Source organism: Pseudomonas sp. 43NM1 (assembly GCF_002836905.1).
GTDB lineage: Bacteria > Pseudomonadota > Gammaproteobacteria > Pseudomonadales > Pseudomonadaceae > Aquipseudomonas > Aquipseudomonas prosekii.
In genome coordinates this window covers 30,526-45,435 of the sequence record NZ_MKGS01000134.1, presented here as the reverse complement: position 1 = coordinate 45,435, position 14,910 = coordinate 30,526, and the positions used below count along the sequence as shown (strand labels likewise).

The following is a 14,910-nucleotide window of genomic DNA, read 5'->3' as shown; positions in this document are numbered from 1 at the left end:
ATATGCTTCTATATAAAGAAAGAAAATCCTACCAACGGAATCGCAAGCTCGGCACCGGGGCAGGAACCGGCGCGGGCGCTGCCACTGGCGCCGAACCGTCCGCCACCGGCTGAACCGGCACCACTGGCGCCGGAGCCTCACCTGCCGGAACCTCCTGCAACTTCGCCAACGACAATTGCGAGCGCAGTTGCTCGACGCTGCCATTGACCCGATACAGAATCCGGTCGCCCTCGACGCTTTGCAGACGCGCGCCGAACGGATCGAGCAAACGCCCCAGCGCCGCGTAGCGCTCCAGATTCATGCCTTGCACTTCCAGCAACTGTTCGCCCGCAACGCCCGGCTTGACCACAAAGCGTGGCGCCAGACGCTGACTGATCGCCAGCATCACCGCATCGGCAACGGCGGCTTGATCCGCGCCCTGCACATTGCCCGCTTCTTTTTGATCACCCAGCCACAAATGCCATTTGGCCTGCCATTGACCGCCCTCTTCATGGGCGTGCACGGCGAGCAAGGCGTCGGCGTTGTAACGTTCCGAGGCATCGCGCAACGGCGCTGCATCGTTACCTTCCAGATTTGGCGCAGTCGCGACCAATTGTTCACTCAGGTCGGCCAAAGGCAAACGCAATGGCAAACCACGATGTTGCGCGGCGCGGCGCAGTGGCGCGGCGCTGGACTGACCATCACCGACCAGGCTCGAACCCTCGGTGGAATCATTCAACCACCAGCCGAGGATCGACGGGCGATTGGCGCCCCACAGCGACAACCCGGCACGGCGCAGCGCCGCTTCGGTGGTCGCCGGGTCGAAGTCGACTTTCAGCACTTCCGGTGGCCCGGCATCAAAACCGTATTGGCTGATGATCTGTTGCGGGTCTTTGCGGATCGCCGCCAGCCCCGGATTCTGTGCAGCTTTAGGATCGCCGGTCAGGCGCAGCACCAATGTGTCCAGCGCTTCCTGGGTCGCTTGATCACGGACCTCGGGACTCTGGCTGCTGACGGGCTGGCGGACCTGATACAGGCCTTTGACGTTTTCGGCATGACTCGCCAGGCTGACCAGTGACAAACAGCCGGCGACAAATAGGGATTTAGAAAAAAAACGCATGGAAGATTCCTGACGACAAGAGCGGCTGGAACGGGCCGCGTGAATACATTGAGCAAGGCTGTGACCATCGCCCCGCGCAAAACATTCACCGGACCCCGAGAGTTTTTCGCACTGTGCTAACGATAGACGGTTAATGGCGATACCTTATACCGGGCTTGGTTCAGGCTTGCACGGCGCAAGTGAAACGACCAATCGCGGTTTTTTTCGGCCGATATGCCCCTGCTGTCGGCGCGAGGATGGCCGCTGCCCTTCAAGCCTGATAAAATCGCGCGCCTTCGCAGACCGGCTACAACCGGGCACTGTCCGAATCGCGCGTGAGGCAATCGCCCCATCGATTCGGCGTTCCCGCTGAACTCGGTCGTTACCCCTGAATCCCCCCTAAAGGCCTGGATCATGAGCAAGCAACCCTCCCTGAGCTACAAGGACGCCGGTGTAGACATCGATGCCGGTGAAGCATTGGTCGAACGCATCAAGAGCGTCGCCAAGCGCACTGCGCGCCCGGAAGTCATGGGCGGCCTGGGCGGTTTCGGCGCCCTCTGCGAAATCCCGGCCGGCTACAAGCAGCCTGTGCTGGTTTCCGGTACTGACGGCGTCGGCACCAAGCTGCGTCTGGCCTTGAACCTGAACAAGCACGACAGCATCGGCATCGACCTGGTCGCCATGTGCGTCAACGACCTGGTGGTGTGCGGCGCCGAGCCGCTGTTCTTCCTTGATTACTACGCCACCGGCAAGCTCAATGTCGAAACCGCGACCCAGGTCGTGACCGGCATCGGCGCTGGCTGCGAACTGTCCGGCTGCTCGCTGGTTGGCGGCGAAACCGCAGAAATGCCTGGCATGTACGAAGGCGAAGACTACGACCTGGCCGGTTTCTGCGTCGGCGTTGTGGAAAAATCCGAAATCATCGACGGTTCGAAAGTCGCTGCCGGTGACGCCCTGCTCGCCCTGCCATCGTCCGGCCCGCACTCCAACGGCTACTCGCTGATCCGCAAGATCATCGAAGTGTCCGGTGCCGACATCGAAAACATCCAGCTCGACGGCAAACCGCTGACCGACCTGCTGATGGCTCCGACCCGCATCTACGTGAAGCCGCTGCTCAAGCTGATCAAAGACACCGGCGCGGTCAAAGCCATGGCGCACATCACCGGTGGCGGCCTGCTCGACAACATCCCGCGCGTTCTGCCAAAAGGCGCACAAGCAGTGGTTGACGTCGCAAGCTGGACTCGCCCGGCCGTGTTCGACTGGCTGCAAGAGCAAGGCAACGTTGACGAAAACGAAATGCACCGCGTGCTCAACTGCGGCGTCGGCATGGTCATCTGTGTTGGCCAGGAACACGTCGAAACCGCACTGAATGTGCTGCGTGAAGCCGGCGAGCAACCTTGGGTCATCGGCCAGATCTCCACCGCTGCCGAAGGCGCGGCGCAGGTCGTACTGAATAACCTTAAGGCCCACTGATGCAAGAGCGGATGTCCGCCACGTGTGATGTGGTGGTGCTGCTGTCCGGCACCGGCAGTAACTTGCAGGCCTTGATCGACAGCACGCGGACCGGCGACAGCCCGGTCCGCATCGCTGCGGTGATTTCCAACCGCGCCGACGCCTTCGGCCTGCAACGCGCCAGAGATGCGGGGATTGCCACCCGCTCGCTGGATCACAAGGCTTTCGAGGGCCGCGAGGCCTTCGATGCCGCGCTGATCGAACTGATCGACGCCTTCAACCCCAAACTCGTGGTACTCGCCGGATTCATGCGCATTCTCAGCGCTGACTTCGTGCGCCACTACGCGGGTCGCCTGCTCAATATCCATCCTTCGCTGCTGCCCAAATACAAAGGGTTACACACTCACCAGCGCGCGCTGGAGGCCGGAGACGCCGAGCACGGCTGCTCTGTGCATTTCGTCACCGAGGAACTCGATGGCGGACCTCTGGTCGTACAGGCAGTAATACCGGTAGAGTTGCACGATTCGCCACAGAGTCTGGCGCAGCGGGTTCATGTTCAGGAACACCTGATCTACCCGCTGGCCGTACGCTGGTTTGCCGAGGGTCGTCTGGCCCTCGGCGAACACGGTGCCTTACTGGATGGACAGTTACTCGCGGCCAGCGGCCACTTGATTCGTACCTAGGAGATTTTATGCGTCGCGCCCTGCTCTTCGCTTGCGCTTTGTTTGCACTGCCTCTGGCACAGGCGGCAGACCTTCAACCGTTCTCCGCCAGCTACACCGCCGACTGGAAACAGCTGCCCATGAGCGGCACCGCCGAACGCAGCCTGACCAAGGAAGCCAACGGCGTCTGGAAGCTCAGCTTCAAGGCGTCGATGATGATCGCCAGCCTGAGCGAAGAAAGCACCCTGACCCTGGACAAAGACACGCTGCTGCCGCAGTCCTACCACTTCGAACGTGGCGGTCTGGGCAAAGCGAAAAAGGCTGATCTGGACTTCGACTGGGCGACCAAAATGGTCACCGGCACCGATCGTGGCGACGCGGTCAAGATCCCGCTGAACCGCGGCATGGTCGACAAATCCACTTACCAGTTGGCGCTGCAACATGACGTCGCCGCCGGCAAGAAAAGCATGAGCTATCAGGTCGTCGATGACGGCGAGATCGATACTTATGACTTCCGCGTGCTGGGTGCGGAAAAAGTCGAGACCAAGGCTGGCCAGATCGATGCAATCAAAGTCGAGCGCGTACGCGACCCGACGCAAAGCAAGCGCATCACCGTGATGTGGTTTGCGAAAGACTGGGATTACCTGCTGGTCCGCCTGCAACAAGTTGAAACCGACGGCAAGGAGTACAACATCATGCTCCTCGACGGCACGGTCAACGGCAAGGCTGTCAAAGGCAACTGATCCGTGTGAAATGAAAAGCCCCGCAAATGCGGGGCTTTTTTTCGCCTGCGGATGGGCAATCCGGATTACACACCAACCCTGTAGGAGTGAGCCTGCTCGCGATAACGTCGGGTCAGCCAACACATGTGTTGAATGAAACACCGCTATCGCGAGCAGGCTCACTCCTACAGGGGTTGGTGCGTTGTCTGGTATGGGTCAGACAGAAAACCGCGCCACCATGCTGTTCAAATCCACCGCCAGCCGCGACAGTTCCTGGCTCGCTGCGCTGGTCTGATTCGCCCCCGCCGAGGTTTGCAACGCCAGATCGCGGATGTTCATCAGATTGCGATCAACCTCGCGCGCCACAGCCGCCTGCTCTTCCGAAGCGCTGGCAATCACCGTGTTGCGCTCGTTGATCAGGGTAAACGCCGAGGCAATCTCCTCCAGCGCGATGCCCGCCGCTTTCGCCACTTCCAGGGTCGAGCGCGCGCGACTGTTGCTCTGCTGCATCGAGCTGACCGCCGAATCGGTGCCCTGCTGAATGCCGCTGATCATCTGCTCGATTTCCTGAGTCGACTGCTGCGTGCGGTGCGCCAGCGCCCGCACCTCATCGGCCACCACAGCAAATCCGCGCCCGGCATCGCCCGCCCGGGCCGCTTCGATGGCGGCGTTGAGTGCGAGCAAATTGGTCTGCTCGGCAATCGAGCGAATCACATCCAGCACTTTGCTGATGCCATAAACCTTCTGCGCCAGATCCTCGACCTGCGTGGCATTGGCGGTGACATCGTCCGCCAGCGATTCGATCGACAGCACCGTTTGATGCACCTGCGCGCGGCCATGCTGGGCAATGCGGTCGGATTCCCGCGAGGCCTCGGAGGTCGCCACCGCGTTACTCGCTACTTCTTCCACCGCCGCCGTCATCTGATTGACCGCCGTGGCGGCCTGCTCGATTTCCAGGCTCTGCTGATGCAACCCGCGCGTGGCGTCTTCAGTGACGCAACTGAGTTCTTCGGAGGCCGAGGCCAGCTGACTGGACGAGTCGGAGATGCGCCGAATGGTGTCGCGCAGGTTGTGCTGCATGCTTTTCAGCGCTTGAAGCAGCCGCGCCGGTTCGTCCTTGCCGGTGATGCGAATGTCGCCGGTCAAGTCACCGCCCGCGACCACTTCGGCGACGCGCAACGACTGCGCCAACGGCAGGACGATGCTGCGCGTCAGCAGCAACGCCAGGCCAATGGTCATCAACGCGGCAATCGTTACCATCACGCCGACCCAGACCCGCGAGTTGCTGAACACCAGCCGCGCGGCTTCAGTGGCGAGGGTGGCATTGTGTTTGTTCAGTTCGACCAGCGCTTTCAGGGTCACGGCGATTTCGTCAGCCAACGGGCTCATTTCGCCATTCAGAATCGCCGCCGCATCGGCAACCTGACCCTGCGCGGACAGGCCCATCACTTTGTCCTGAAATTCCAGATACTTCTGCTCGGAGGCTTTGAAGCGATCAAACAGTGCGCGCTCTTCGGGCAACGCGATCAACGCTTCATAACGCTGCTGCGCTTGGCCGAGCGAGCTTTTCAGTTCGTTGAGTTTGCCGACATTCTGCTCCAGCGCCTGCGGGTCGCGGTTGATCAGCAGACGCATGGTCAAGGCGCGCAACCGCAGCATGTCCTGACTCATTTCGCCGACTGCTATCACGCTGGGCAGCCAGTTGTTATCGACCTGATCGGACTGCGCGCGCATGTTCGACATTTGCAGCAAGGCAAACGCGCCCAGACCAAACACCATCAACGCCAACAGGCCAAACCCGATGGCCGCGCGCGGGGCGATATTGAGGCTTCGAATGCTCATTGTTCTGGTTCCTTCCGAATGAATCTGCATCATCCCTGCAGCGGGCTGCTCTAGACGTTATCGGCCCCAAAGCGATTTGCGTAAGATCAAAAGGACATATTGGAACGGTTTGCTACTCCGAACATCGGTGTGCATCGCTGCGCGCGGCGGACTTAGCGCACCGCGCGCGGCAGGATCGCGAGGAAGTTGTCGCGCGCGACTTTACGCGCGACGTCTTCCGGCAAGGCGTCGAGGAACGGGTCGAAGCTGCGAATTTCCTTACCGAGCTTGTTGAAACGTCCGACCACGTCCGAGCCGATCATGAAGCGATCCGGATGGCGCTCCACCAGCCTCAGCCACTCTTCCCGGGGTTTGCCCTGCTCGTCCAGCAAGTACGGCGTGAGCATGCTCCACGACAGGTCGATAAACAGATTCGGGTAGGCCTCCAGCATCCGCGTGAGGGTCGGCAGAAGAAAATCCAGTTGGGTCTGATGGCGATGGATTTCCGCGCTGGTGCCGGCGTGCGCCCAGATGAACCGCGTGTGCGGGTGATTGCGCAGCGGCTCTTCGATTTCCGCGAGGTACAGCGGATTTTTCTCACGTTTGGAAGTGATGTTGGAATGCAGCATCACCGGCAAGTCGTTCTCGGCGGCGAGGTGATAAATCCGCGTCATCGCCTCGTTGTTGGCGCGCGGCGTGTCGCCGGAGGTCAACGCGGTCAGGTCGTCGTGGCGGGTAAACACTTCGCCGATGCCCTGCCACAGCCCCGGATTGAGATCGAGCATGCGCTGGATGTGCGCCGCCGAGTTCTTGTCGTTGGGATTGAAGCCGGACAGGAAGGGGTGAAAACGCTGGCGCTGCTCCGGGGTGAGCTTGTTCACGGCAGCGGCGACAATCACGTCGGTCGCGCTGTACCAGTACGCATCGGCGTCATCCCCGGCGTAATAGCGCGGGCGCTTCGGTTCGTCTTCGTGCCACTTTTTCGCCACCGGAATGCCGGAAATCATTACGTGATCGATGGAATTTTCCGACATCGCCTGGAGCAATTTCGGCATGCCGGCGCTTTCCTGGAAAAAATCCACGTAATGCAGGTGTGCATCGCTGTAGGCATATTCGCGAGCGTGGGCATGGCTTGGCGATAGAAAGACGCTGCTCAGCGTCAACAGGCAGGCGAGGCTCAGGCGGGACTGGGGCACGGGGAATCTCCGGGGGCATTAGCGTGATAGACCGCGCGGCGCTGATCAGGGTTCATCGAGCAGGAAAGTGGAACGCAGAACAGCACAGATGCTCTATAACTTCAGGGTCCTTTTTTGATCGAATGACTTTTCCTACTGCCGATGAGGTTTCCCATGACTGTTACCGTTAATACCGTTTCCAGTGAAGGTTTTCGTCACAGCGTCCAGATCGATGACCACGAACTCTTTGCCGATGTGCCGACCACGGCCGGCGGCGAAGGCACGGCGCCGGAGCCTCACGACTATTTCGACGCCGCGCTGGGTGCCTGCAAGGCACTGACGCTGAAGATGTATGCGAAGAAAAAAGACATTCCGCTGACCGGCGTCACCGTCGAGGTCAAGCGCGACAACAGCCAGGAACAGCAGGGCAAATATGCGCTGCACGTCAAACTGACGCTCAAAGGCGTGCTCACCGACGCCCAGCGCGAAGAGCTGCACCGCGTGGCTGATCGCTGCCCGGTGCACAAATTGATGACCACCTCCGAAGTGAGCATCGAAACCCATCTGTCCGAAGGCGCTTTCAGCCAGTAGCGGCACGGGCTGCGCGAGCGGGTTATGCTCCACGCATCACCCGCTCAGCCTGGAATGCAACATGAACACTCCGCTCGTGATTCGCCCCCGCGCCGAAGATGTCGAAGGTCAGCCGATTCTTCGTCCACTACCCTCAGCCAAATGCCGCAGTGTCGGGCCTTTCGTGTTTTTCGATCACATGCTCGAAACCCGCTATCCGCCGGGCCGGGGCATGAACATCCGCCAACATCCGCACATTGGTCTGTCGACTCTCACCTATTTGTTTGTTGGGCAACTCCAGCACAAGGACAGCCTCGGCTCCGACCAGGTAGTGGACGCCGGCGATGTCAGCTGGATGACGGCTGGCAGCGCGATTGCGCATGTCGAGCGCACGCCGCAAGCGCTGCAGGAAAGCGGCTTTTCAATGCATGGCTTGCAGGTTTGGCTGGCGTCGCCCAAGGAGCACGAGCAGGGTCCGGGGCATTACAGCCATCACCCGGCAGCGACGTTGCCGGTCAGCGATAACCTTGGGGTGAAGATTCGGATGATTGCCGGGTCAGGCTTTTGCCTGGAATCGCCGGTGCCAGTGCTTTCTCCTACGCTGTACGCGGAACTGCACCTGCAGACCGCGACGACTTTGCTGATCCCGACCGAGCATGAAGAGCGCGCGCTGTATGTGCTGGACGGTGAAGTGCAGCTTGATGGCGAGGCGGTTGAAGCGCATTCGCTGGTGGTGTTGCCGACGGGTGAAGAGATGACGTTGTTCGCCGAGAGCGATTGCCATGCGGTGCTGTTTGGCGGCGCTGCGCTGGACGGGCCACGGCGGATCAACTGGAATTTTGTTGCGAGCGATCCGGCCGCGATCGATGAAGCGCGGCGGCGCTGGGCGGCCGGGGATTGGCCGACGGTGCCGGGGGAAAGTGAGCGGATCGAGTTGCCGTGAGATCGTCGGCGTCCGTTAGTGCGCCATCGCGAGCAGGCTTGCTCCGAGATGGGGTGTCAATGACATTGCCTTCGCGGGCAAGCCTCGCTCCTACGGGGGAACGCATTCCAGGGTAGGAGTGAGCCTGCTCGCGATGAGGCCGGCACTGACGCCGACACAATGAAATCCCTACGCGAAAAGCGCCCAAGGGCAGAAACAAAAAAACCCGCCGAAGCGGGTTTTTTTTGCAGCTCGGTTAAACCGACAGTTCAACCAACAGCTTGTTGAGACGGCGCACATAGGCTGCCGGGTCTTTCAAGCTGTCGCCGGCCGCCAGGGCCGCTTGATCGAACAGGATGTGCGACAGGTCGCCGAAGCGCTCGTCGCTCTGTTCGGCGTCGAGTTTCTCAATCAACGGATGCGCCGGGTTGAATTCGAAAATCGGCTTCGAATCCGGAACCTTCTGCCCGCTCGCCTCAAGGATCTGACGCATTTGCAGGCCCAGGTCTTGCTCGCCAATCGCGAGAATCGCCGGGGAATCGGTCAGACGATGGGAAACCCGGACTTCAGCGACGGAATCGCCCAGTGCGGTTTTCAGACGCTCAACCAGACCTTCTTTGGACTTGGCGACTTCTTCCGCAGCTTTCTTGTCCTCTTCCGAGTCCAGATTGCCGAGGTCCAGATCACCGCGCGCCACGTCGACAAAGCTCTTGCCGTCGAAATCGCTGAGGTAGCTCATCAGCCACTCGTCGATGCGGTCGGTCAGCAGCAGCACTTCGATGCCTTTCTTGCGGAAGACTTCCAGGTGCGGGCTGTTTTTGACTTGCGCGTAAGTCTCGCCGGTCAGGTAGTAGATCTTGTCCTGACCTTCCTTGGCGCGCGCCAGGTAATCGGCCAGACCGACCACTTGCTCGCCTTCTTCGCCCTGAGTGGAGGCAAAACGCAGCAGGCCGGCGATTTTTTCTTTGTTGGCGAAATCTTCTGCCGGGCCTTCTTTCATGACCTGACCGAAGTTTTTCCAGAAGCCTTTGTATTGCTCAGGCTCGTTCTTCGCCAGTTTTTCCAGCATGTCGAGAACACGCTTGGTCAGCGCCGATTTCATCGAATCGATGATCGGATCTTTCTGCAGGATTTCCCGCGACACGTTCAGCGACAAGTCGTTGGAATCGACCACGCCTTTGATGAAGCGCAGGTACAGCGGCAGGAACGACTCGGCCTGATCCATCACGAACACGCGCTGCACGTACAGCTTCAGGCCTTTCGGCGCTTCACGCTGGTACAGGTCGAACGGCGCACGGGTCGGCACGTAGAGCAGCGAGCTGTATTCGAGCTTGCCTTCGACCTTGTTGTGGCTCCAGCTCAGCGGATTTTCGAAATCGTGAGCGATGTGTTTGTAGAACTCCTGGTATTCCTCGTCCTTGATCTCGGTACGAGGACGGGTCCACAGGGCGCTGGCACGGTTGACGGTTTCCCACTCAACGGCTGGCTGCTCTTCGCCTTCAGCGGCAGCCACTTCTTTCGGCAGCTCGATCGGCAAAGCGATGTGGTCGGAGTATTTCTTGATGATGTTGCGCAGACGGTAGCCGTCGGCGAACTCATCTTCACCGGATTTCAGGTGCAGGACGATGCGGGTGCCGCGCTCGGCTTTGTCGACGGTGGCCACTTCGAAGTCGCCCTCGCCTTTCGACGACCAGTGCACGCCTTCGCTCGCAGCAGCGCCGGCACGACGGCTGAACACGTCAACTTTGTCGGCAACGATGAATGCAGAGTAGAAACCGACGCCGAACTGACCGATCAGGTGCGAATCCTTCTTCTGATCGCCGGACAGGTGTTTCATGAAATCAGCAGTGCCGGACTTGGCGATGGTGCCCAAGTGGGTGATCGCGTCTTCGCGGCTCATGCCGATGCCGTTGTCTTCGAGGGTGACGGTTTTCGCGTCTTTGTCGAAGCTCACACGGATTTTCAGTTCGGCGCCACCTTCCAGCAACTCAGGCTTGGACAGGGCTTCGAAACGTAATTTGTCGACAGCGTCAGAGGCGTTCGAGATCAATTCGCGAAGGAAAATTTCCTTGTTGGAATACAGCGAATGGATCATGAGGTGCAGCAGTTGCTTCACCTCGGTCTGGAAGCCCAGGGTTTCCTTTTGAGTTTCCACACTCATGGTCATCAAACTCCAATCAGATGGCAGTGGCCGCGACCTTCAGGGTCGACGGCGGGTTGTCATCAGAGTTTGGGGCTGAGTTCAGGATTTCAAGGGCTCTTCGATTTTGAAATGCCCGCGCGCAGTGGCAATCGGCTCGGCTTCGGTGCTTTGCCACGCTGTAACCGCCACATTCGCCACGCGCCGTCCCTGCCGACACACCTGGCAACGCGCCCAAGTATCGCGAAACTGCCCGGCGCGCAGGTAATCGAGGGAAAAGTCGATGATCTTCGGCACACCCGGCGAACCGGTAAAAATCAGCAAATGCAACGCCGCCGACAGCTCCATGAACCCGGCAATCACCCCGCCATGGATTGCCGGTAATAAAGGGTTACCAATGTTGTCCTTGTTCGCCGGCAAACGAAACAGCAGCTCATCGCCGACCCGCGAGCATTCAATGCCAATCAGCTTGGCGTAGGGAATCAGGTGCAGCAGCGAAGCGTAGTCGCCCTGCTCGTGCGCTTGTTGCAGTTGCTCCTTGAACGAATCGCTCATTTCTTCTCCCCTGCAACCACACCGCCGAAGCCTTTAGTGCCCTTGATGCCTTTGCCCATGCGCATGAAGGTGCCGACGACATGCGCGATGGGCTGCTCGGGATCGTCCTGATAAGCAAAACCTCGAGCGAAGATCACGTCGGTGGTCACCCGATAACATTGGGCGAAACCGTAGACATCTTTATGCGGTTCGGCGGCGTGCATGTAGTCGATGCGCAGATCGAGGGTCGGGCACACTTCGAATTCCGGCAACACGCACAAAGTCGACATGCCGCACGCGGTGTCCATCAGCGAGGTCAACGCGCCGCCGTGAATGACTCCGGTTTGTGGATTGCCGACGATTTGCGGGCTGTAAGGAAGGACTACCGTTAGTCCATCTTCACTAGCGCTGTGCACGCGCAAACCGAGTACCTGGCAGTGTCTCAATGCTGATAAAAAGCGCGTCGCACGCTCAAAAACGGGGTTTTCGGCCATTTGAGGAAAACTCTTTTTAGTTCGCTGGTAAAGCGTCGGTGGGTGCTGTAAAAGTTCCGCCGGATAAAAACTTATATATCTGTGTGAAATGAGGAACTTATCGCTGACGCCTGAGCTCGAAAGGCCAGTAGATAATATCCATAAGGAGATACACCCCATGCGTAAGACTTTAGCTATTGCCTTGATGTTGACCGCTTCCCTCGGTCTCGCTGCTTGCGATAAAAAATCCGAGGACAAAGCTCAAGATGCCAACCAACATGCTGAGCAAGCTCAGGAAAAAATGAACGAAGCTCAGGATAAAGTGAACGACGCGGCGAAAGAAAACGCCGAAGCAGCCAAAGATCAGGCTGAATCGAACAAAGCTGCCGCTCAGGAAGGCACTGCCCCTGTAGCTCCAGCCGCTCCAGTAGAAGCACCTAAAAACTAAGTCGTTTTTAGCGTGATAAAAGAAAACCCGCCTGGTGCGGGTTTTCTTTTGCCTGTTATTTGTCGCGTTAGAGCAACACCGTTCTAAAAGTCGGACTAATCATCAGCAATAACGAACAGATCAAGCCGACCAGCCATACCAGGCTGCGTTGCCACGCCAGATCGCCCCAATAGCACAGCAAGTAGATGATGCGTGCAATCACAAAGATGATTGCCAGCGAATCAATCAGCCATCCCGCCGTTTGCGTGGTATGCGCCATCAGCACGCCGACGGCAAACAGAATAAACGCCTCAATACTGTTTTGATGCGCCGCCAGTGCGCGGGCGCCGAAACCGGTCAGTTGCGCCTGTTGCTGACGCGGCAGATTGTTGTTGTAACCGCCCTGCTCTTTCATGGCTTTGGCCACGGGCATACGCGCTACATAAATCAGCAGTGCGCTGATAAACACACACCAGAACGGAATACTCATCAAGCGGCCTCTTTATTGGCGTCGGGCAAGGGTGCCTCTGTAGGGGTATAGACCATCACGTCGAGAACGTCGGAATGAAACTCGCGACGGTATAACACCAACACCACGCCGGTGCTCATCAACATGAATAACCACGGGCTGACGAACCACGCCAGCATGGTCATGCCGAAGTAATAGGAACGCAGGCCGAAGTTGAACTGGTTGGCGGCCATCGAGATGACCCGCGCTGCGCGTGCCGCAAAGGCTTTGCGCTCCTGCTCGGAAACATGTCGCTCGCCGATCATCGGCGCCGAGCCGACGAGGATCGCGGCGAAGTTGTATTGGCGCATGCACCAACTGAAGGTGAAAAACGCGTAGACGAACACCATCGCCAGGCACAGCAATTTGATCTCGGACATGCCTTGCGAGGCCTGCTGCACCATCGGGATGTCGGCGAGTAGCGACACTGCGCGCTCGGAGGCGCCGAGCACGGTGAGAATACCGGCGAGGATAATCAAGGTGCTTGAGGCGAAGAACGAGGCGTTGCGCTCCAGGTTGCCGATCACGCTGGCGTCGGCGATGCGGTTGTCGCGCAGGAGCATGCGGCGCATCCAGTCTTCGCGGTACAGGTGCAGCACGCTGGCCAGGCACGCGGTGTCGCGGCCCTTCCACGTCGCGTATCGGGTATAGCCGCCCCAGCAGATGACAAACCACAACGCGGCGAGCAGATGGATCAGGTTGGCGTGGATGAACGACATGCAGGTCCTTGTGATGTGAGATCGGTACGGCGAAACCGCGTGGGAGCGGGCCTGTGTGGCGAGGGGGCTTGCCCCCGCTGGACTGCGCAGCAGGCCCAAAAACCTCAAGGGACGCTTCGCGACCCAACGGGGGCAAGCCACCTCGCCACAACAGCCATCCCATATCGGATGTCGGCAGTGCTTCGACGTCGGTTAGTGGGAAAAGACACTGCCTCAGGCGCATAAAAAATGCCCCGTATCGATTGATACGGGGCATTTCTGTTTGAACCGATGACCCGCTCGTGGCGGGCGCTCAGGTTCAGGCCAACGCTTCGGCGCGCTTGCCGAGCAGGCGATCGCACACGGCCGCGACCACCAGGGTCATCACCGACGGCACCAGCCACGCCAGGCCTTGCTCGCTCAGCGGCAAATCAGTCAGCTGCGCCGGCATCCAGTCCGCCAGACCTGCGCCTTTCAGCGCGTCGATCAGGCCGAAGATAAACGACACCAGCATCACCGGGCCAACGATGCGCCCCTGTTCGCGCCAGAAGTCTTTGCAGAAGCTCAGCGCGACCAGGACGATGCACGGCGGATAGATCGCGGTCAGCACCGGGATCGAGAACGCGATCAGCTTGGTCAGGCCCAGGTTGGAGACAAACAGCGAGAACACCGCGAGGATAATGACCAATGTCTTGTAGGACAGTGGCAGCACCCGGCTGAAGTATTCGGCGCAAGCGCAGGTCAGGCCAACGGCTGTAACCAGACATGCCAACGAAATCAGCACAGCGAGGAAGCCGCTGCCCAGCGAACCGAAGGTGTGTTGCACGTAAGCGTGCAGCACTGCCGCGCCATTTGCAGCACCGGCGGCGACTTCGTGGCTGCTCGAGCCGAGGCGGAACAGGCTGACGTAAACCAGCGCCAGACCGACGCCGGCAATCATCCCGGCGATGATCGCGTAACGGGTGATCAGTGCTGGCGACTCGACGCCACGCGAGCGGATCGCGTTGACGATGACGATGCCGAACACCAATGCGCCCAGGGTATCCATGGTCAGGTAACCATTGATGAAGCCTTGGGAGAACGGCGCCGCGACGTATTCAGGCGTGGCCGTGCCGATGTCACCGGCCGGCAGCGCAAACGCCGCAATGCCGAGAACGGCCAGGGCAATAATCTTCAGCGGTGCGAGGAAACGTCCTACGGTGTCGAGCAGACGACCCGGATAGAGCGAAATGAAGAACACCAGCAGGAAGTACACCGAGCTGTAGAGGAACAGCGCCAGCGGGCTCTCGCCGGTCAGGGGCGCCAGGCCCACTTCGAACGACACCGTGGCGGTGCGCGGGGTGGCGAACAACGGGCCGACCGCCAGGTAGCACGCAGCGGCGAGAATGCCGCCGGCGATTTTACCGATCGGGCTGCTCAAGGCATCCATTGCACCGCCGACCTTGGCCAGCGCGACCACGGTGATCACTGGCAAACCGACTGCGGTGATCAGGAAACCCAGCGCCGCCATCCAGACATGAGGCCCGGACTGCAAACCGACGATAGGCGGGAAGATGATATTGCCGGCCCCGACGAACAGGGCAAACGTCATAAAACCAAGTGCCAGAATGTCCTGGCCTTTCAACACTTTCATTAAGGAAATACCACACTACTGAATCGGAATTTAGAGAGGGATTTCCCTTGTGGGTGAGGGAAATGCTGTCGATCCGCATAGGGCCGACCCGTTCA

General features: G+C 59.5%; 15 protein-coding genes. 6 read left to right on the top strand and 9 right to left on the bottom strand.

Annotated elements, in window-relative coordinates:
• Positions 1–28 precede the first annotated feature (28 nt).
• A complete protein-coding gene (locus BI292_RS12455; RefSeq protein WP_101208041.1) occupies positions 29–1,099 on the bottom strand; it encodes a DUF2066 domain-containing protein in 1,071 nt (356 codons plus the stop codon).
• A 393-nt stretch (positions 1,100–1,492) separates the two neighbouring features.
• On the opposite strand from BI292_RS12455, the gene purM reads away from it, so the two are divergent.
• From purM to BI292_RS12440, 3 genes are read left to right on the top strand one after another with little or no spacing between them, the layout of a single operon-like run.
• Positions 1,493–2,551: a phosphoribosylformylglycinamidine cyclo-ligase gene (purM, locus tag BI292_RS12450; protein ID WP_092271295.1), complete on the top strand. Its 1,059-nt coding sequence runs from the start codon at positions 1,493–1,495 to the stop codon at positions 2,549–2,551.
• An 11-nt stretch (positions 2,552–2,562) separates the two neighbouring features.
• Positions 2,563–3,213 (top strand): phosphoribosylglycinamide formyltransferase, encoded by a 651-nt coding sequence (gene purN / locus BI292_RS12445; RefSeq protein ID WP_092271297.1) that lies wholly within the window; start codon positions 2,563–2,565, stop codon positions 3,211–3,213.
• A gap of 8 nt (positions 3,214–3,221) precedes the next feature.
• Positions 3,222–3,935: a DUF3108 domain-containing protein gene (locus tag BI292_RS12440; RefSeq protein WP_092271299.1), complete on the top strand. Its 714-nt coding sequence runs from the start codon at positions 3,222–3,224 to the stop codon at positions 3,933–3,935.
• Between the two features lie 195 nt (positions 3,936–4,130).
• On the opposite strand, the gene BI292_RS12435 is transcribed toward BI292_RS12440, so the two are convergent.
• On the bottom strand, positions 4,131–5,756 hold the full coding sequence (locus BI292_RS12435; protein WP_101208040.1) for a methyl-accepting chemotaxis protein: 1,626 nt from the start codon (positions 5,754–5,756) through the stop codon (positions 4,131–4,133).
• Positions 5,757–5,908: 152 nt separating this feature from the next.
• The gene (locus tag BI292_RS12430; protein WP_231987158.1) at positions 5,909–6,916 is read right to left on the bottom strand and encodes an amidohydrolase family protein; all 1,008 of its coding nucleotides are present in this window, start codon (positions 6,914–6,916) and stop codon (positions 5,909–5,911) included.
• 168 nt (positions 6,917–7,084) lie between these two features.
• Between BI292_RS12430 and BI292_RS12425 the strand changes: the two genes are divergently transcribed.
• Entirely contained in the window at positions 7,085–7,501 is a 417-nt protein-coding gene (locus tag BI292_RS12425) for an OsmC family protein (RefSeq protein ID WP_092271305.1), read from the top strand.
• Positions 7,502–7,562: 61 nt separating this feature from the next.
• Positions 7,563–8,423 carry a pirin family protein gene (locus BI292_RS12420; RefSeq protein ID WP_092271307.1) on the top strand — a complete coding sequence of 287 codons (861 nt, stop codon included), beginning with the start codon at positions 7,563–7,565 and terminating at the stop codon, positions 8,421–8,423.
• A 235-nt stretch (positions 8,424–8,658) separates the two neighbouring features.
• Here the strand turns inward: BI292_RS12420 and htpG are convergent, their stop codons facing one another.
• From htpG to BI292_RS12405, 3 genes are all read right to left on the bottom strand, one after another.
• Complete coding sequence (gene htpG / locus BI292_RS12415) at positions 8,659–10,563, bottom strand: molecular chaperone HtpG (RefSeq protein ID WP_101208057.1); 1,905 nt, start codon at positions 10,561–10,563, stop codon at positions 8,659–8,661.
• Positions 10,564–10,644: 81 nt separating this feature from the next.
• The gene (locus tag BI292_RS12410; protein ID WP_092271309.1) at positions 10,645–11,097 is read right to left on the bottom strand and encodes a PaaI family thioesterase; all 453 of its coding nucleotides are present in this window, start codon (positions 11,095–11,097) and stop codon (positions 10,645–10,647) included.
• Complete coding sequence (locus BI292_RS12405) at positions 11,094–11,570, bottom strand: PaaI family thioesterase (RefSeq protein ID WP_101208039.1); 477 nt, start codon at positions 11,568–11,570, stop codon at positions 11,094–11,096. The genes BI292_RS12410 and BI292_RS12405 overlap by 4 nt, the downstream gene beginning before the upstream one ends.
• Positions 11,571–11,727: 157 nt before the next feature.
• Between BI292_RS12405 and BI292_RS12400 the strand changes: the two genes are divergently transcribed.
• Positions 11,728–11,997 (top strand): hypothetical protein, encoded by a 270-nt coding sequence (locus BI292_RS12400; protein WP_092271313.1) that lies wholly within the window; start codon positions 11,728–11,730, stop codon positions 11,995–11,997.
• A gap of 67 nt (positions 11,998–12,064) precedes the next feature.
• Here BI292_RS12400 and BI292_RS12395 read toward each other — a convergent pair whose 3' ends face one another.
• The 3 genes from BI292_RS12395 to brnQ form a co-directional block, all read right to left on the bottom strand.
• A complete protein-coding gene (locus BI292_RS12395; RefSeq protein WP_092271315.1) occupies positions 12,065–12,466 on the bottom strand; it encodes an MAPEG family protein in 402 nt (133 codons plus the stop codon).
• On the bottom strand, positions 12,466–13,203 hold the full coding sequence (locus BI292_RS12390; RefSeq protein WP_092271317.1) for a DUF599 domain-containing protein: 738 nt from the start codon (positions 13,201–13,203) through the stop codon (positions 12,466–12,468). Before BI292_RS12390 ends, BI292_RS12395 begins: the two co-directional genes overlap by 1 nt.
• A gap of 298 nt (positions 13,204–13,501) precedes the next feature.
• Positions 13,502–14,815: a branched-chain amino acid transport system II carrier protein gene (brnQ, locus tag BI292_RS12385; protein WP_101208038.1), complete on the bottom strand. Its 1,314-nt coding sequence runs from the start codon at positions 14,813–14,815 to the stop codon at positions 13,502–13,504.
• Positions 14,816–14,910 lie beyond the last annotated feature (95 nt).